This window comes from Bacteroides sp. L008, from assembly GCF_040812255.1.
GTDB lineage: Bacteria > Bacteroidota > Bacteroidia > Bacteroidales > Bacteroidaceae > Bacteroides > Bacteroides vicugnae.
On sequence record NZ_JBFNXO010000001.1, the window covers coordinates 2476241 to 2495933 of the forward strand.

The following is a 19693-nucleotide window of genomic DNA, read 5'->3' on the forward strand; positions in this document are numbered from 1 at the left end:
ATAAAATTAAAAAGGGCAATCACTTATTTGGTTTGCCTTACTAACTTTATCGTACCATCAGGATTGTAATACAGTTTATCTACACAGATAGAACGAAGCCAGTCGTGTCCGGACAACGCACTGTTATGGTAAAAGGCATACCATTGTCCTTTGAACTTGACAATAGATCCATGATTGGTATAGCTGTCAGTCGGTTCCATATAAATACCTTTCGATTCCCAAGGTCCCAACGGAGAGTCACTGATCGCATAGCGCATCCGGTTGTCCCCCTTCACTCCATCGTTCCAGTTTTCATCATGATTGTCGGAATAAGAGAGATAATACTTTCCATCATATTTGTGAATCCAAGCTGCCTCATGGAAATCTTCCAGTCCTTTCATGAGTTGCATCGGACCATCCAGCTCCATCATATTATCTTTCAACTTACCTCCTTTACAGGTGCCGCCACCGCCATTATAAATATACGCCTGCCCGTCGTCATCTACAAAGACACAAGGGTCAATCATCGGATCCATCCCTTCAACATATCCCTGCACTTTGAATCCTTCCGCCGGTTTATTGCTGGTAGCCACTCCGATCTTCCAACTGTCGTTCCAGTCTGTTTCACTGGGATGAGGAAAATAAAAATAGTAAGTACCGTTTTTATAAGCACAATCCGGAGCCCACATAAATCCTCCTTCTTTGCGTCCCCATGGCACCTGATCGGAGCTTAATATCTCTCCATGATCCGTCCAGGTCACCATATCATCGGTTGAAAACACATGATAACGATCCATAAAATCACAACCTCGCGGAGGTGCAATATCATGGGAAGCATATACGTACAGACGTCCGTCTTCCCAAACATGAGCCGAAGGGTCTGCTGTGTACATATGCCGGATGAAAGGATTCGGAGTTGCCGGATTCAGACTGGTATTAAAAGCTATCGCCTTTTCTTTGCGCAGAACCTTAGCGGCTTCACCAACCAGTTTCAGATAATGGTCACTTTCCACTCCCTCCTCGATAGGAACGAATGTACTTTTCCCTGTCGGAACTTCCTTTGCACATTTAAAGATAGCCGTCCCCTCATCAATTTCGTCAAACATAGCTACATAAATCATTTCGGCACCCGCCCGGATAGCTCCCATCATCTGTTTCCAAAGAAAAGAGCCTTTATTGCGGGGGATAAATGAATTATGATCTTTACCTTTCATATTCCCCCAGGAGAAACCCGGAAAAACCAACGGTACATAATCAACCTGATTCTTTTTCGCCCACTGGATATCTTCTTCCACCAACTTCTGATATTTCGGATAAGTGGTTTCATTGTAACGTCCCACGAACCAAGGCATCACAATATCGCATTTTCTGATAAGCTCATGCAACCTGGGATCTGATTCCGTATCCCCTTTCAGCTCCCGCCATTGGGTAGGTACTCCAAGCATCACACTAAATCCCTGTGATTTTAAGCCGTCGATAATATGTGCAGCTTCTTTCAATCCATAACGACGATTATCATTAAATCCCACACCCCATACTGTTACCAACGGTTTGCCATTGTGATACAGATAAGAAGGGTTTTTCGCATGATTTTTTAAAGAATGGCGTTGCGCAATTTCCGCAATGTCTTTGAGCAACAGTTTTTCTTCTCCAGGCTGCATCCCGCTCAAGTCATACATTACACAAATAGCCCGTTCATATTTATTAGCAGCTTTCATTGCCGAGTTCAATACTTTATTAAAATGCTGCAATCCGCTTTCATTCCGGATTTCTGCGATAAAACGCTGCATGAACACTCCATCCAGTCCATACTCTTTCATCCATCTGAAATGAACATTGACAGTCGATTTGTCATAAGAAGAAAAGACGGATGCAGGCTTACCATCCGCAAAAGTAAAATCCGTTTTATAGAGCTTCTTATACTCCGATACCTCCGGCCAAAGATCTACGGAACACGATCCCGGACGAAATCCTTCATGACCATTGTAATGATGCCATCCACGGCCGGAACCGTCACCAGGGGTGTTGAACCACCCCTGATAACCAGCCATAACCAATCCTTTGTAAGAATTATACTGTTTCCTGCCACCGGACTGTGCCATTATCCCTATTGAAAACAATAAATAGACCAATAACCAATTCAACCTTTTTACCATGTTATTTCTTTGTTTTTCATGTTATACCATTAAGTCCTTAAAACTATTTTCAGCAAAGTAAAGAGGCATCCCTTAATAAATTCCACAAAAGTGAATTAATAATGACTTAAAATCGAATTAATCGAGAAAAAAAAAGATAAAGTAGTAGAAATAGATACCTAATTAGGAAAATATTATGGAAATAAAGCCCTGTAACCTTTTTGTTTTCCTGAATTTATTTTTCTACTTTTGAAGCAAATCTTTATTCTTCTACTTATGCCAGCAAATAGAAATGCTCTAATCCGTTATAAAACGATTGACAACTGTCTGCGTAATCCGTATCGACGCTGGACATTGGAAGACTTGGTAGACGCCTGTTCAGATGCTCTTTATGAATATGAAGGCATTGATAAAGGGATAAGCAAACGGACGGTACAAATGGACATACAGATGATGCGTAGCGAGAAGTTAGGCTATAATGCTCCGATTGTGGTGTACGAGAATAAATACTATAAATATGAAGATCCGGAATACAGTATCACACAAACCCCACTGAACGAACAAGACCTGAAAATGATGTCGGAAGCAGTGGAAGTGCTGCGACAATTTAAAGGTTTCTCCTATTTCACGGAAATGAGCGAGATTATCAATCGCCTGGAAGACCATGTTGCTTCTGCCCGGATGAAAACCACTCCTGTCATTGACTTTGAAAAGAATGAATCGTTGAAAGGACTGGATTATCTGGACACCATCTATCATGCGATTGTCAACGAGCACCCGATACAACTCAAATATCGTTCGTTCAAAGCACGTTCGGCAAACAGCTTTATTTTCTATCCTTATCTATTAAAAGAATATCGCAACCGATGGTTCGTTTATGGGGTCAGAGGAAACGGACGAATATTGCAGAATTTAGCTTTGGACAGAATACAATCATTGGAAGTTCTGCCACAAGAACACTATATCAAAAATACATTCTTCGATCCGAATACGTTCTTCGACGACCTGGTAGGTGTCACCAAAAACTCCGGAAGCGTAGCGGAGAAAGTTGGCTTCAAAGTAGCGGCAGCCGAAGCACCTTACATCATAACCAAGCCTATACATCGCAGTCAACAACTGGTGGAAAGGCTACCTGACGGAAGCGTCATACTGGAAATTGAAGTCGTAATCAACCACGAGTTAGAACGGGTATTCTTCGGATATGTCGACGGAATAGAAATTCTTTATCCCAAAACATTGGTAGAATTAATGAGTCGGAAATTGGAAAAGGCTGCCAAGCAATATACTAAGTCAAAGTGAAAATAAAGCTTTCGCACATTCGTACCCTTCCTGATAAAACTCTGTCAGCTTTTGCACATCTTTTTCTATACGGTCTACAGCTACAGGTTTCAAAGGACGGATAACGACAATCTTCCCTTCATCTTCCATACGTTCCACCATTTCCAGCTGTTCATTATAAACAGCGCACCGGCAACTTAACGCTTCACGCAACTTCGGATATTTCCGGTATACAAACGAAGGGATACGAATGTCTTTCGAATCTTTCCGATATCCCCGGTTACGGGTAAGTACCACGACATTTCTCTTACAGCCATCCGCAATAGCTCTTTGCAGAGGGATGGAATCTACAATTCCTCCATCGAGCATAGGAACCTCGTCTACATAAGTGATAGGACACACAAAAGGGAGACTGCTGGATGCACGAACAATATCGATCACCCTGCTACTGTCTTTTTTCTCTTCGAAATAATTGGCTTCTCCCGTAATGCAATTAGTAGTCACCATCACGAAACGTTCCGGTGAAGCAAAATATGTTTCATAATCATAAGGAAGAATGTGTTCGGGAAATTCTTTGAACAATAGATCGAAATCCAAAATATTACGCTTTTTGAGCAAATGTTTCAGACCGATATAGTTGTACTTCTCCAACAGGTCAATATTGCTGTATTTGGCACGTCCCCGTTGCCGCGATGCATACGACAATCCGTTGCACGCACCGGCAGACACTCCTATCGTATAGGGAAACCGGATATCATGATCCATAAAGTAATCAAGTACACCGCAGGTAAATACTCCACGCATTCCCCCGCCTTCCAACACTAATCCCGTAGATTCGTCAATTTTCAAGTCCTTCATTTTTATCTCCCGCATTCTTATTCCGGCGGATCACCAGCAGAGATGACAATTCTCGTATCACAGCCTCATCCTCGGATAATTTCGTATAAGAAAGATGACTCATTATCAATAGTCCGTCTTTCTCTTTAGTCACTAAATCTTCAACTCCTTCAAACCATACTATAATCATTTGTCCCGGATAACGTGCCTGCAAATCATCAATACATCCGCGAAACTCCTCATCGTCCGTATCAAAGAAGAAAAGACGTATCGAATGCCCGTTCTGCAACATCTTCTCCAGATACGAAAAAAGAAATGCATCAATCATTCCACCAAGTACGAAACTAACCATTGCGCCTTCCCGATACTGACGATTGACAAATACAGCTACCGGACACTTCACCTGCTCCATAATATCATCAATCTTATCCCGGAAAAGCGTTAACCATAAAATAGCCCCCGGAGTCCCCGGCATATCCGTACGGTAATGGCTTCCGGCTCCCAAAAGCAGCATATCAGGATGTTCTTTACGGACAAAATGAATGATTTCCTGTACAAGTTTGTCCGTCACCCGATAATGGTTATCCACCTGAATATTCAATTTCACTGCCTGTTGATTGAGCAAAGCAAAACTCTCGCTGGCATAATGCTCGGCATTCAACGGATTCAAATCCGTGCCTACCGTATAGTGTGCCGCAATCAAATGATTTTTCCTCAACTGCTTCCCAAATAACAAACTATAAATGGAAAGCAATACACGCCCGGATTCCGGACGTCCGAAACAAAATATCAATTTATGCTTCAAAGATAACTTTTCTTCGCGACGTACGAAAATATGTTCCACCAAATGAAGCAAAGGAGTAGTCATAAAGGTCGTAACTAACGCCATAATGACCAAAATTACGAATATAGACGGGGGAAGAACTCCCATTTCATAACCGATATTCAAAGCGACAAGCTCCATCAATCCCCGTGTATTCATCAATGTCCCTATCGTCAAACTATCCTTCCACGATTCACCCACCAGACGGGCAGCGATGGCACACCCACCCAGTTTGCCGGCAACAGCAACCGTCACCAACAGCAGACATACCATCCACAACTCCGGACTGTTTATCAAACCGATTTCCGTACGTAACCCGGTGAAAGCAAAGAATAAAGGTAAAAAGAAGACTAAAGATATATCTTCCACTTTTTCCATCATCACCTTCCGGAAACCCAAATTGGACGGCATCACCACCCCTGCCATAAAAGCTCCGAACAGGGCATGAATACCGATAATCTCCGTCAGACAGGAGGAAATAATAAGAATGAGCAGAATAAATGCTACAAATGTTTTATTAATAACTTCCCGATTGGCATATACCTCTCCTACCTTCTTCAAAAACGGACGAACGACCAAAAACATGACTGCAATATACACAACTGCCAGTCCAACTGAATATAGTGCACTGGCAAAACTTCCCGCTTTGGAGATAGCGATAACTACCGCCAACAGACACCAGGCCGTCACATCGTCATTGGCCGCGGAAGCAATAGTCAGCGTGCCTAAAGGAGTCTTAGTCATATTCCGTTCCTGAATGATACGCGCCAATACCGGAAAGGCGGTGATACTCATAGAAATACCTATAAACAGAGCAAATGGAAGGAATGGAGTCTGGTCGGCGGCATATTCTTCATACACCCAGTAAGAAGACAAAATACCCAGAAAGAAAGGAACCAAAATTCCGGCATGACTAATCACCAGCGTTTCATTGATCTTATTTTTCAGCACACTGAAATCCAGCTCCATACCGATGACAAACATGAAAAGTATCAGTCCCACCTGACTCAATAATTCAAGATTGGTAAGCGAGTGAGCCGGAAAAAGAAAATGAAAAGCATCCGGAAAGAAAAAGCCGAGCACGGAAGGTCCCAACACGATACCGGCAACAATCTCACCAATCACTCCCGGTTGCCCGATCAGGCTAAATAAATAGCCAAAAAGACGCACCATCACCAATACAGCTATAATCTGAATCAATAAGGTAGAGAGCGGATGATGAATATTGTCCTGTATAAACTGAAGAAATAGGCTGAAAGGGTCTCCCTGTGCCACGTTATGCGCATTTATCGCATAGTGCGAAAACCGGTCACCCTCTTCAATAGCGACATAAATCAACCCTCCAAACAGGAGCAACATCAATACATAAATGACATAATTCTTCCGGGCCCTATTCCGCATAAACTCTATTTTTACGATTTGTGCATATTTATTATAAAAACAAACGAAAAAGGCAGATAGTTTGGCAAAAAGAATAAATTCTCAAACAAAATCTTGTTTTTTTGCTTTAATCTATGTAACTTTAGGCTAGCTTAATTGTTTAAGGAGGAAAAAATCAAAAAAGTCCTGCCCGCAGGCAAGCACCATGAGAATACAGTTTGAGATTAAAGAAAATTTGCCGGAAATTATCGAAGAAATCTTACACTCTGATAAATGGCAAACTTCCGTGAAGGAAGAACTTAGCGGTCGGACGACCGTTGTGATCCGTGACCAAGCGTATGGTTCAGAAGCTACCATTGAAATTTATGCTACATCTATTGAAATCAAAACTGCCTGGTCTAAGTACTCCTATCGTATATTTGTAACCAACGATATCGTATGGTGCGAATATAACGGTGCCTATCGTGGTCTGTTGGAACAAGTGCTCCTACCAACAATTACTCCCAAAGAAAATCTGCTCAATTCTGACGTGACTGAAAGTTCGCTTTATGGAAATGAGCATAAGAAATTGAGGGAATATGCAGAAGATAACCTGAAACTGAAACAATTCCGCCGGGAAAACTTCAATGAACAAAGGAATGGGATTGCACCGTTCGACCATCCGAAGCGTGTGTATGATGAGTTTATCAAAGAAGATTATGTAGTAGCACCCAAAGGAGAAAAGAAATAATTCGCACTTAACGCTTTATCTTGTGCCATCGTATTGGCACAACAATGCCACCGTGTTGGCACAGTCGTGCCAATAGGGTGGCATGACTGTGCCAACAAGATGGCATTAATACACAATTCCCAAGTTATCCAGATCGGCCTTTGATATAGCAAAATCATTTCCGGATTTAATCCGTTCCAGCACTAAGTTTCCGATACATTGGGCATCCTGTACTGATTGAAAAGACCTTTTCCCGGATACAACCGGGATAAAAGGCTGAACAATTATCAAACGCCCTCTCTCATAAATTTTATAACCGTATCCACTACCTTCAACTTGAGTTACTTCCAGCCGATATATATTTATCGGATGCATATACCCATATATGATTCCCACTAAAAGCAGCAAGACAAAGCAACTAATACCTATTGTTTTTTTATTTCTCTTCATATTCATAAGGTTTCAACTCCCAAGTATCATCGTAATAATAAGTAGAAGCCCCTCCCGTAGCTATAATTCCTCGTTTTCCGGTAGAAAAGCATACGGCTTTCGAACGTGTACTTCCTTCGAAATTTGTCAAATCTTCTCCATTCCATAGGTCTGTAAGAGGGTCGTAAATCCAATAATTGGAACGATAACTACCACCTGCAGTCTGCCCCACAGCAATATATCCTTTACCGTCGATCACGAAAGCACAAGCATAAGAACGGACGATAGAAGTGTAATCGTCGTCATAATCATCATCACTCTTATCGTAAAGTTCGCGCAATTCTTTCCAAGTACCCGTTGCCGGATTAAAACACCAGAAATCCGTCACATCCGAACCGTTATTCTCACCACCACAGATATAAGCGATATCATCTATGACGAAAGCCATACCGCCCATTCTCTTCTGCCCGCCAAATCCACTCATGGCTGTCCACTCTCCTTTATCTCCCACCGACGGGTCGAACTTCCAAAAGTCCTTTTGATAATTATCGTTGTAACCTGTACCCAAATACCCATACTGACCAATGCCGAAAGAAAGCGCATAATACCGTTTACCATAGATATTAGTTCCATCAGTTCCATCCGGGATAGAAGCCATCTCCTTCCATGAATTCGTGGCAGGATCATACTGCCAGCAATCATTCAGATAATCCTTTTTCGTCGCATCGTAACCGGTAGCAATATATCCTTTGGTACCTACTGCAAAACCTGTAGCCGCATTCCGGGCAGGAGCTGCATCGGGCATTGATGTACACTGTGTCCACGAATTAGTCTCAATGTCATACGCCCAGCAATCTTTCAAACGGTCTTTGGTACTCCCCCGGTATCCGGTGCAGAGGTACCCTACATTACCAATCGTAAAACCAGCTGCGTCCGTACGCGCCACACCATCAAAATCAGAACGGCGATACCACACACCTGCCGTATATTCAGTATCATCCGTACATGCCGCCAATGAAAGCAGCACCACCATCATGCAAAGTAATTTATTCATTTTCGTATTCATAAATATGTCGTTGATTACAACCGCAAATGTAGGCGGCAACGGGCACGCATAAAAAAACTATCGACAAATAAAGACATTCTATCTACCAACAAAATTCAGGTCGACAAATACAGAGATTTAGTCGATAGTTTTTTGGAGGACTGTTGAAAACCTCTTCTTTTGCCGCTACAAAACCAATTTCATTTTTACTACATGAAGTCAATCATACAACTTTTTTCATTCTTTATCTCTCTTTCTTTTTTTGCTTGTGTAGACGATTCATCGTCCATAGGAGCGAAATGGGTACAAAGTTCATTTCTCAACGCGCAGATGGACACCTGTACGGTATTACTTAGTACAGTATTAAGCGACTCCGTAGCCACTTCGGGAGATACGGTTTGTCAGATAGGATATCGTGACGACAACTTATGGGGGAAAATTACCGCCTCTTTTTATGCAGAGTATGAAGTACCTTCCTATTCTTTTGATGAAAACATCCAGTATGAGTTCGATTCGATCACCATACGCCTGTATTCTTCGGGCAATTATCTGGGAGATACACTAAAAAACCAACGCATTTATCTGCATGAACTGACAAAGAATATAGAACTGGACGATAGAGGGTACCTATACAACACTACTACTGCCTACTACAACGAAACTCCACTGGCATCTTTCGACTTTCGTCCTACTCCGGGCTCACCGAGCGAGGAACTGGAAATACGATTGCCGGATGCATGGGGAGAAGAATGGTTCAACTTGATGCTAAATGATGGCCGATGGGTACAATCCCAGAATTTCTTCCATGATTATTTCAAGGGAATTGCTTTCATACCCGATGCAAATGACGCTTGTATCAGCGGATTTCAAGTCAACGACTCCAGTATGTGCATCACAGTCTACTATCACCAGATTACGGAAACACTGAACGAAAAAACATAGGTTTTCAACACAAGCAGCACCTTAACTTACAACAAAATAGAACAGGACCGCTCAAACACCCCGATAGCCAACCTGCAAAGTGGAGACGGTAATGAATACTCTTCCGGAAAAAGCGAGCATCAGGCTTATTTGCAGGGAATGACCGGCATGTATGTCACCATCGACTTCCCACATTTAAATAATCTCTGCGAGAAAGGAGAGCTTGTGACCATCGAGAGCGCAACGTTACAGCTATATCCAGTGAAAGGAACTTATGACGGCATGTACCCGTTGCCCAAAAGCCTGGCTCTCTACACCGCCAACAATGAAAATGTGACGCAAAGTGTAATCACCGACCTCACCGGGAGTTCCGTACAAAGCGGAAACCTGATAGTCGATGAGATGTCTTATGAGGAGACTTATTACTCCTTTGACATCACCTCTTTCCTGCAAACAAACCTGGGAACTACCGGATATGACCGTCAGAAACTACAATTATTTCTTCCTGACAACTTGTTCTATACCACTCTCCAAGGCGTTATCTTCGGCGACGGGGAACATACTGCCAATAAAAAGAATACCAAACTTATCATACTTTACAAAACTTATCAACAATGAAAAAGATTTTGTTTTGCCTTCTGGCATTCTATACTCCTGTCTCTATAATCATTGCACAAAATACAACGAACTCCCCTACTTCCATGTTCGGACTGGGAGAGCTTTCAACCGGAGAAGGCGGGCAATATGCCGGATTGGGCGGCGCAGGCATTGCATTGCGAGGAAATAATTTCCTGAACAGTGCCAATCCGGCTTCACTCACAGAGTTGACCGAACAACGCTTCCAGATCGATGCCGGTATCATGGGAGCATACCAGATTTATTCGCAACGAGGAGCAAGCAACCGTTCCGTCACCGGAAATCTGAATAACCTAAGTATCGGCTGCCGGATTATTCCACGCTGGTATGGAGCTATTTTCATGGCTCCCGTCAGCAGTGTAGGATATGCCATCACGCTGGATGAAGAGGTGGCAGGCACCAATGGAGGTACCATCTCTTCTCTCTTTCAGGGTGAAGGAGGGCTTTCCAAGATGGGTATCAGTACGGCTTACCTTTTCGGCAAAGGATTTTCTGTCGGCACCAATCTCTCTTATGTGACGGGGACTATCACACAAACGGAGACGCAAGGTACTGCCACAGAAGAAACCAGTTCCTACAAACATACTTTTTATGCGGATTTTGGTGTACAGTATAAATGGGCTATAGACCGCGAACGTTCTTTCGTTGCCGGTGCCGTATATGGTTACTCGCAGGATTTTAAGCAAGATAATAACTTATACGTTAGTAGCAGTTCGGGAGGGGGTGATATTGAAAGAAGCCTGAAACGCTATCGCCAATGTCTTCCTCAATTCTTAGGGATAGGAGCTTCCTACAACACTTTGCGATGGATGGCAACCATCGACTACAAATATGTGGACTGGAGCCGGATGCTATCTTCCCAATCTAACGTCAGTTTTGAGAATCAACACCGGCTATCAGCCGGTGGAAGATATACATTGGGCAATGTCTATCGCAATCCGGTCAGCATCCTATTGGGAACAGGTATCAACAATTCCTATATTGTCATTCAAAAGAAAAAGGCAACCGAATATTATGTCAGCACCGGACTTAACTTCGGATTACGCAATAATAATGTCCTCTCCCTCGGATTGAAATATAAAGGTCGGATGAAAATACCTAATGGTATGCAGAAAGAAAATAGCTTTTCCCTGTTCCTGAATATTACTTTCTCCGAACGAACTTACCGCGCCAAGATACAATAAAGACTCACCACAGAGTACGCAGAGGACACAGAGTTTTTTCTTAAGAAATAAATCGATCTGCCATTATCTCCGCTCAAAACATCTTCAGATATTCTTATCAAGGTATAGTCTGAACGTAGTCGAAGCATCTACTCTCCTGATATATACGTAGAGAAGAGCACGTTCGACAGACGCAGAATGACAGAACGAACAATGTATAATAAAAAAACTCTATGTCCTCTGCGTACTCTGTGGTGAAACTTTCCTATATTTGTAGCCAAAACATTTAATATTAATTTCATAGGAATGAAAAAGACAATCCTTATTGCTGCTTTAGGCCTATTCAGCCTAAGTGTTATGGCACAAGATGCAAAACCTGAAGAAGGTTTTGTTTTCACGACAGTGAAAGAAAATCCGATAACTTCTATCAAGAACCAAAATCGTTCGAGTACTTGCTGGAGTTTCTCAACTCTCGGATTTGTTGAATCAGAACTACTTCGTTTAGGTAAAGGTGAGTACGACCTGTCTGAAATGTTTGTTGTACACAAAACAATGCAAGACCGCGGAGTAAACTATGTACGTTACCATGGTGACAGTTCTTTCTCACCGGGCGGAAGTTTTTATGATGTAATGTACTGTATCAAAAATTATGGTATCGTTCCGCAAGAAGTGATGCCGGGTATTATGTACGGTGATACGCTGCCGGTACATAACGAACTGGATGCTGTTGCTTCCGGTTACATCAATGCGATTGCAAAAGGTAAGTTGAGCAAACTGACTCCGGTATGGAAAAACGGACTAAGCGCCATTTATGACACTTACCTGGGAGCATGTCCGGAAAAGTTCACCTACAAAGGCAAAGAATATACTCCAAAGACTTTTGCCGAATCACTGGGATTGAACTATAACGACTATGTATCACTGACTTCTTATACACACCATCCGTTCTATTCTCAATTCGCCATCGAAATTCAGGATAACTGGCGCAATGGCCTGTCTTACAACCTGCCTATCGAAGAGCTGATGGCTGTTATGGACAATGCTGTAAAGAAAGGCTATACCTTTGCATGGGGTAGCGATGTCAGCGAACAAGGATTCTCACGTGACGGTATCGCCGTAATGCCGGATGCAGCCAAAGAATCCGAACTGTCCGGTTCGGACATGGCACGTTGGACAGGACTGACTGCTGCCGACAAACGCAGAGAACTATTCACCAAACCTTTCCCTGAAAAGGACATTACCCAGGAAATGCGCCAAGTTGCTTTTGACAACTGGGAAACAACAGACGACCACGGAATGGTAATCTACGGTATCGCTAAAGACCAGAACGGAAAAGAATACTTCATGGTGAAAAACTCTTGGGGTAAATCAGGCAAATATAATGGTATCTGGTATGCATCCAAAGCATTCGTTGCCTACAAGACAATGAATATCCTGGTGCATAAAGACGCACTTCCTAAAGAAATTGCCAAGAAACTGGGAATTAAATAATTATTTAAGAAAGGCTTAATTTCCCAATGTATTCCGTAAATTTCTCCTTATAATTATCGCTGACAGGAATATAAGTATTCTTATCAAAAATAATACGAAGACGGGAAACTTCGGTAATCTTGCGAAGATTGACAATATAAGAACGGTGGACCCGCATGAAATGCGTGGGAAGCCGTTCTTCCATTTTCTGGAGGCTGGCAAGCGTTATTACCGGCTTGTCCTCTCCTTCCACAAAGATACGCACATACTCACTCATCCCCTCAATATAGCGGATATTCTTCACATCGATGCGGACCACTCTATAATCGCTCTTCACGAATAACGAATCTCCTTTTATCTGCGAAGCATTCCCTATTTCACCCTGTTGCTCCAACAAACGATATTCAAATTGTCTGCGGGCTTTATCCGCCGCTTTCAATAAATCCTGGAACTCAAACGGTTTCAGCAGATAATCCACGGCATCCAGTTTGAAGCCCTCTACCGCATATTCAGAATAAGCAGTAGTGAAAATCACCAACGGACGGTTCACCAAAGAACGTATGAAATCCAGTCCGTTCAAATCGGGCATATTAATATCCACAAAAATCAGATCAACCTCCTCTTCGGACAAGATCTTCATTGCCTCGAACGCATCCTGACATGACTTTACCAAAGACAAAAAAGGTACTTGGGATATGTAATCCGACAACTGCGTCAATGCTAACGGCTCATCATCTATTGCTATACATTTCATTCTAATAAAGGTATAATAAGTAAGACATCAAATTTATGTTCCTCTTCGGTAATGGAAAGCGTATAATCATTGCCAAATAAAAGCCTCAACCGCTTACGGATATTTTCGAGTCCGATGCCATGATGCTGTTCGTCAGCCGAACCATTATTGCTGTTGGAACAACGGAATGAAAGCCGGTTGCCCTCATCCAACTGCATCAAGACATGAATAAAAGACTCGCTACGGTAACTGACTCCATGCTTAAAGGCGTTTTCCACAAAAGAGACAAAAAGTAAAGGGGGAATCTGCACTTCGGGCACTTCGGCCGGAAAATCCATCTTAATAGAAACTTTGTTGGTATAACGCAAACTCATCAGGGCAATGTAATTCTTAAGAAACTGAACCTCACGTGAAAGCAGAATTGTTTTATTACTCGCTTCGTAGAGTACATAACGCATCAGTTTAGAGAGTTCCACAATCGAACTTTTCGCTTTCCCCGTATCAATATCCACCAAGGCATGAATATTATTAAGCGTATTCATGAAAAAATGAGGATTAATCTGATACTTCAAATATTGCAGTTCCGATTGCAAGCGTTGATGTTCCAGCTCCTCCAGCATTTCTTCATCACGGAAAGATTTAAAGAAAAGTTTGATGGCGATATTGAATCCTACCATCAAAAAGGCAATGATGAAATGAATAAGATAGCGGAGCACAAAAGGAGGATAAGGAAAAGGAGTCGGTTTTGGAAATCCTCCGGGACCATTTGGAGCTCCCATTCCCCTAGGATGTTGTTCGGGATTGGACTCATTCCAATGTACATCCCCTTCCTTCCTCGCTTTTTCTCTCATCTTAATAATCTGATCTCTCCGGTTCTCCTTCATACGAAGAGGCAACTCTCCTCGCTTGAAATCTTTGGGGAAATGATTGGCAGAAGGAGACGGAGAAAGCCAGCAAATCATTCCTATTACAAAAATCAACGAAACAGTATACTGCCAATACCTTTTCTTAAAAAGGAAATAGGGAACCAAGCCATAATTGTTCAACAGGAAAAGCACGAAAAAAGGAAGGATACTCAACCATGATTCGCGGATTATCATACGGGTTTCCTCCCGCTCAAGTCCTCCACTCATGGCAAAGTATCCGCCTATCAGCGGAAGAAGAAATATTACGATCCAGATAGCTCCGTAAATACTCTGCTCCAGCATGTGTTGTTTACGTAGTCTTTTCATGCCTTATTGCTTCTGATTATCGAAACAAAGATAAAACCGAACCTGCTTTATCACAAATAGAATCGACCAAAGGACGGATTTCGACGGTAAACTGCTGTTTACCATCCCCATCCGCCAGGGCCATGTCCGCCGCCTCCACCACCGGGCTGGCCACCGCCGGAAGTGCTGCCAACTTGTGTCACCATCGAACTGGCGGTAAACGTTGCTGCCTGTGTGCCACCGGAATAAGTGGCTCCCGTATATAATCCGAAGAACTCGGAACCACCGGAAACCGCCCCTCCTTTTGAGATGATATAACTACCGCCCGAAGTCAGATTCGGACTGCTGAACAATACCGTCATTTGAGAATAAGCACGGGGAATCTGATAAGTCAGTACATTGGTTCCGTCGGCTGACTGGATATTCAGTATTTCTCCGTTACTTCCCGAACCACCATAGATCACACTGCGTTGCGTACATACACTTGATGTAGGTGTACTTGTTCCTCCTCCAATACCCAGAACAATCCCCCCGGTAATCTTAAAGGTATTCTGATCGCAATCGAATCCGTCTTCGGGAGAAGTAGTACCCGAAGATACGATCACTCCCCCCGTAATGGTCAGCGTACCATTAGAATCAATGCCGTCATTTCCGGAACTATAACAATAAATATTGCCACCATTAAGAACAATGCTGTTGCTTGCATTCATACAGTCATCGTAACAAAGGGCGGCAACCGTACCCTCATTGACAGTCAACACACTTTTACTCTCGATACCTTCACTGCCTTTCCCACCGGTAGCCTTCACAAGCACCGTTCCTCCATTGATTGTCAACGCACCGTCCGCTTTGATTCCTTTTGCCGACGAGTCGAGCTTGCCATACACACACTGCGTACCGGTAGTTATCACTTTCACCGTGCCGTCATTGATGGTAATCGAACCGTCACAGTTGATACCTTTACCGGCTCCACCTGTACTCTGTATGGCGATCTCCCCTCCTGTAATCAGGATATTTCCGTCACATTTAATTCCTGCACACGAACTCAAATCATTGTCTTCATAAAGTGCGGTTTGAGAAGTGAATGCAGTCAGCTTTCCTCCGGAGATGGTCAGGTTACCATCACAGGATATTCCTTTGGAGGCTGCTCCCGCCACTTGTGCCTGAATAGCACCGCCACTGATTACCACATCCAGACAAGATTTCAACCCATGCGCTTTATTGTCCGTTGTAGAGAGTTTGGCAAATCCTCCGGTCATCGTAATTCCTCCCTCTTCACACTGAATAGCATCGCCGTCAGAAGATATATTCAGTATTCCGCCACCGATAATCACAGATTCATTAGTATGGATTCCGTCTTTTTTGGCCGAAGCTACCGTAATATTACACCCGCTACGGAAACGCACATAATCATCGCTTGTGATGGCATGTTTATAATTTCCGGTAACTGTGAGCGAACCACCACCACTAAAAATAAGCTGTCCCTCACTGAACAGGCAGGCTTTCATATCCTCTCCATCAGTAGTTGCCGTATAAGAAGAACCATCTGTCAACACATTCGTTGTTCCGTCTGCACATACCACGAACACACGTTTGGAAGACTGGATATTAATGGCAGCACCTACCGGATTGAGTATAGACACCCCTGCCAGTGATAATTTGAATTTCTTTTCGCTATATACCTTGAACGAGCCATTCGTAGTAGTCCCGCTCAACACATATTCTACTCCGCTGACTGTAGAATTAACCACGACATGCGCCCCATTGGAAGACACTTCCACTCCTGAAACACCATTGCTTACCGCAGCAGTCGTTCCATTATAGATAATCGTCACCACAGAGGCGAATTGGGAGTTCTCTATAAAATCATCATCGGAAGTAACCGTTTCCGACATGCTTCCATACGCCGTTTTATCACTTTCATCAAAAGCGATTGTAAATCCCAATAAATCTTCCGATCCCTCGGGAATCGTCGGGTTGGGCTGACTGCTTCCTCCACCTCCCGAACCTCCGACCAATATTCCTTCCTGATCGCCGAAATCGAATGATTCCGTCGTACAGTTCACCAACAACAGCAATAAAAGCGGTATCCAAAACAACACAATCCTTTTCATAATTTCTTGTTTTATCTATTAAAACTTAAATGAATATCCTGCACCGATCACATGCCCGTTTGCCTCATCGTCGTCTGCCTTATTTTGATACAGATAATAAAAATCGAGAGCATGTTTCTTACTTAGTTTCCATTCCGTCCCCAATGTCCATCGCAACTTTTCAAAAGCACCAATCTCATTCAACGAATGTGAAAGTTCGCATGAAGTATAAGGAGTAAAAGCACATTTACGTATATTATATTCCACCTGAAGGCGGGAACGAAGCACATTTTTTCCTTTTCCGCTGATATATTCATCATTCTTCACACTCCCGTCATCACCATCGAATTTGGGAACCGACTGACTGGGACGATAAGTATATTGCCACCGTTCACGAAGGGAAAACGTAAAGCGGCGCCAGTCCACCTTTCCTGTCAATGACAAGTTTACACGATGCTTCGGCTGCCAATATTCGGGGATATAGTTTCCTTTTTTAGTAACCTCCATCGGATGATAATAATGAATAAACGTATATCCTGCAGACGCTTTCAGCCAACGAAACATCTTATAGGAAACACCTGCCGAACCCGACCAGCGTTCCACCGTCTGCAATCCGTCTCTTGTACGAAATTCACCTTCCAGAGAAGCATCGAAACCGGAGAATATCTTTTTCTTCACTTCCGCACTGGTCCACACGCCGAAGTCATCTCCCTGCGCATGGCTCTTCCCTGCCATACACAACAATAATAAGCAACCAATCAGGTATCTACCTGTCCCCCAGAATCTCTTCTGACTTTCTCTGCCTGACTTATCTTCCATTTTCTTATTCATTTTCTCTAGGTAAGCGGGTCAACGTATCAATCGTATTTATCTCATCTTTCAGCGGTTCATAATAGATTTTCAGCATGGCTGTATCCCGTAAAAAATCAATATGTCCCACTTCCACACGAACAATGTCAAGTCCTGTCCGTTCGCGGAGATCGCGTAATAAGTCCAATTCCCTTTCGGGTTTTATCAGTTCTATTCTATCATATTGAATCAGTTTACAGGAGATATGTTTCAGCCAGCGATTGCTTTCGCAAAGCCATATACTGACAATGAAAAGCAAGTTGGTACATACCAGTTCAGCATAACTGATTTCCACGGCAAGGGCATTGATTACCGAAATAGCAATGATGACAAAAAGATAAGTCATCTCACGCACGGGCATTGACTCGGTCCGATAACGGATGATACCGAAAATGGCAAATAAACCGAGCGCAAAACCTATTTTCAGTTTGACACTTCCCAATAAGAAAATCATCAGGAAAATACTGATACTTATCAGCGTAAAGGTGAAGTAATAATCACGCCGTTTGCTCTTAGGGTAATAAAACAGATGAATAATGCAGGATACCACCAGTAAATTGAAGCAGAATCGCAACAACAATTCCAAGAAACCTGCGCTATCCATCAATGGTGTTTCTATTAATGTAATATCACTTAGTTCATCAAACATATTATTCAGGTTTTATATTAAATATTCATTAGTTGCTTCTTTGCTATCTTCTGTGCCATTCTCAACTTGGTCTTAAACCGATTATATTTTAAGTTCCCGGCTGTGAGTACGGTTCCCACACAATATTTACTAATTCCCGAAGGCCGCACATGCAGTTCGCGCAGTATTTCACCGATGGGTGAATAAGTTCTCCCGTCACGTTTCAGTTCTATGATAGCAAGATTTTCCAATCTTGCTTCCGTTCCAGTTATGAGATGATGGAAATGCACACCAGTATCGATGGTCAGACGTTCTGTCATTGCCTTATTCACCAGTGTAATACGATGAAAATGATTTTCCAGTAGAAATTTCAAGGCGGACAACTCATACCAAGCATAATTGCGAAGAAACTCTTCTCCCCCATCCTGACGCAAAGAGTTTACTCCTTGCACCCGAATCCGCTTTTTATCTGTCCGCCCCTTGTTATTCTTATTCTTCACTTCCAGAAAAGTCAGACCGGAAGAGACATACGTCCTTACACGGATCTTCTCACGGATCACTCTTCCGTTTTGATGAGCCAGATACATGGCGTAATCGGGAGTGTCGAGATAGGTAGTGTGATAAGCTATATTTCGCTCCCCCTGCACCTCTTGCACACGATAACAATTACTCGCCCGTTGTAATACGTCCATCAGGGCAGAGAGCGAAACGATATACTTCGTGTCCGTACGGTTCATCAAACGGATGGTACTCATCTCTTCCAAAGAAATGGAGGAGAAAGCGGAAAGTGCGGTGGTTACATTACATGCCTCGTTCATATTCATAAGGGATTAGAGTAGCAAGTGTTACAATACTGTAACAAATGTATGACAGAGAAGCAGAAAAAGGAAAAAAAATCAATGAACGGGGGATTCTTATCGGTGAATCGACTGTATTACAGCAACAAACTGTTCTGTTCTATTTTTAAGATTCTATTATTCAACAGTGGCTATGAATCGAATCAAATAGAAAATAAAATGCATAATCTAGTGCAAGAATATGCATATCACGCCCCTTATTATGCATAAATAAAGGGTAAACAGACCGTTTTTCATTGTATGAAAACGTCCGTTCTTTAAATGCAAGGTATCCTTGGTCGGTGAGGAACGCCTCCTTGCTCACCGACCAAGCTACCGTTCATCGGTGAGGAAGGAGGCGTTGATTGAAATAAGAGTCGTTTCCAAGCTATGTCACTTCTAACTTCGTTAATTTTCAATATAACAAATAGCTATAACATCAGAAAAAAAATATTGATTTATTTCGAATCTGGTAGCAAACAAATACAAACAGCAAGGATTTACTATCAAATCACTGTCTTTTGGGAGAATCCAAAAA

The 19693-nt window shown here is 42.7% G+C and carries 15 protein-coding genes and 1 pseudogene; 5 read left to right on the plus strand and 11 right to left on the minus strand.

The features are described 5' to 3' along the window. Positions 1-23 precede the first annotated feature (23 nt). Positions 24-2135, minus strand: coding sequence for a family 43 glycosylhydrolase (locus AB3G73_RS09930; protein ID WP_367744708.1), 2112 nt, complete (start codon positions 2133-2135; stop codon positions 24-26). Between the two features lie 255 nt (positions 2136-2390). Between AB3G73_RS09930 and AB3G73_RS09935 the strand changes: the two genes are divergently transcribed. Beyond that, entirely contained in the window at positions 2391-3413 is a 1023-nt protein-coding gene (locus AB3G73_RS09935) for a YafY family protein (protein ID WP_117935904.1), read from the plus strand. Here AB3G73_RS09935 and AB3G73_RS09940 read toward each other — a convergent pair. Both AB3G73_RS09940 and AB3G73_RS09945 read right to left on the minus strand, forming a co-directional pair. Continuing rightward, positions 3405-4250: a patatin family protein gene (locus AB3G73_RS09940; RefSeq protein ID WP_008774817.1), complete on the minus strand. Its 846-nt coding sequence runs from the start codon at positions 4248-4250 to the stop codon at positions 3405-3407. The two genes, AB3G73_RS09935 and AB3G73_RS09940, sit on opposite strands and share 9 nt — an antisense overlap. Then, on the minus strand, positions 4231-6453 hold the full coding sequence (locus tag AB3G73_RS09945) for a cation:proton antiporter (protein WP_367744710.1): 2223 nt from the start codon (positions 6451-6453) through the stop codon (positions 4231-4233). Before AB3G73_RS09945 ends, AB3G73_RS09940 begins: the two co-directional genes overlap by 20 nt. Positions 6454-6637: 184 nt before the next feature. On the opposite strand from AB3G73_RS09945, the gene AB3G73_RS09950 reads away from it, so the two are divergent. Further along, on the plus strand, positions 6638-7162 hold the full coding sequence (locus AB3G73_RS09950; protein ID WP_217723057.1) for a hypothetical protein: 525 nt from the start codon (positions 6638-6640) through the stop codon (positions 7160-7162). Positions 7163-7267: 105 nt separating this feature from the next. Here the strand turns inward: AB3G73_RS09950 and AB3G73_RS09955 are convergent, their stop codons facing one another. Together AB3G73_RS09955 and AB3G73_RS09960 are read right to left on the minus strand one after the other, a co-directional pair. Next, positions 7268-7591 (minus strand): DUF4907 domain-containing protein, encoded by a 324-nt coding sequence (locus AB3G73_RS09955; RefSeq protein WP_367744711.1) that lies wholly within the window; start codon positions 7589-7591, stop codon positions 7268-7270. After that, complete coding sequence (locus AB3G73_RS09960) at positions 7578-8636, minus strand: Kelch repeat-containing protein (RefSeq protein ID WP_367744712.1); 1059 nt, start codon at positions 8634-8636, stop codon at positions 7578-7580. Before AB3G73_RS09960 ends, AB3G73_RS09955 begins: the two co-directional genes overlap by 14 nt. Positions 8637-8828: 192 nt before the next feature. Here AB3G73_RS09960 and AB3G73_RS09965 point away from each other — a divergent pair. The 3 genes and pseudogenes from AB3G73_RS09965 to AB3G73_RS09975 all read left to right on the plus strand — a co-directional run bounded on the left by AB3G73_RS09965 (position 8829) and on the right by AB3G73_RS09975 (position 12826). Beyond that, positions 8829-10154: pseudogene (locus tag AB3G73_RS09965) on the plus strand (DUF4270 family protein). Next, positions 10151-11356, plus strand: coding sequence for a hypothetical protein (locus tag AB3G73_RS09970; protein WP_367744714.1), 1206 nt, complete (start codon positions 10151-10153; stop codon positions 11354-11356). The pseudogene AB3G73_RS09965 and the gene AB3G73_RS09970 overlap by 4 nt, the downstream one beginning before the upstream one ends. 285 nt (positions 11357-11641) lie before the next feature. Then, positions 11642-12826 carry an aminopeptidase C gene (locus tag AB3G73_RS09975; protein ID WP_148364635.1) on the plus strand — a complete coding sequence of 395 codons (1185 nt, stop codon included), beginning with the start codon at positions 11642-11644 and terminating at the stop codon, positions 12824-12826. A 4-nt stretch (positions 12827-12830) separates the two neighbouring features. On the opposite strand, the gene AB3G73_RS09980 is transcribed toward AB3G73_RS09975, so the two are convergent. From AB3G73_RS09980 to AB3G73_RS10005, 6 genes are all read right to left on the minus strand, one after another. After that, on the minus strand, positions 12831-13559 hold the full coding sequence (locus AB3G73_RS09980) for a LytTR family DNA-binding domain-containing protein (protein ID WP_148364634.1): 729 nt from the start codon (positions 13557-13559) through the stop codon (positions 12831-12833). Beyond that, the gene (locus tag AB3G73_RS09985; RefSeq protein ID WP_148364633.1) at positions 13556-14770 is read right to left on the minus strand and encodes a sensor histidine kinase; all 1215 of its coding nucleotides are present in this window, start codon (positions 14768-14770) and stop codon (positions 13556-13558) included. The genes AB3G73_RS09980 and AB3G73_RS09985 overlap by 4 nt, the downstream gene beginning before the upstream one ends. A gap of 98 nt (positions 14771-14868) precedes the next feature. Continuing rightward, positions 14869-16863: a carbohydrate-binding domain-containing protein gene (locus AB3G73_RS09990; protein WP_258981467.1), complete on the minus strand. Its 1995-nt coding sequence runs from the start codon at positions 16861-16863 to the stop codon at positions 14869-14871. Between the two features lie 18 nt (positions 16864-16881). After that, positions 16882-17661: a DUF2490 domain-containing protein gene (locus AB3G73_RS09995; RefSeq protein ID WP_081352707.1), complete on the minus strand. Its 780-nt coding sequence runs from the start codon at positions 17659-17661 to the stop codon at positions 16882-16884. A 4-nt stretch (positions 17662-17665) separates the two neighbouring features. Next, a complete protein-coding gene (locus AB3G73_RS10000) occupies positions 17666-18340 on the minus strand; it encodes a DUF4956 domain-containing protein (RefSeq protein ID WP_074637827.1) in 675 nt (224 codons plus the stop codon). Between the two features lie 17 nt (positions 18341-18357). Next, on the minus strand, positions 18358-19137 hold the full coding sequence (locus AB3G73_RS10005; protein WP_074637840.1) for a polyphosphate polymerase domain-containing protein: 780 nt from the start codon (positions 19135-19137) through the stop codon (positions 18358-18360). Between the last annotated feature and the right edge of the window lie 556 nt (positions 19138-19693).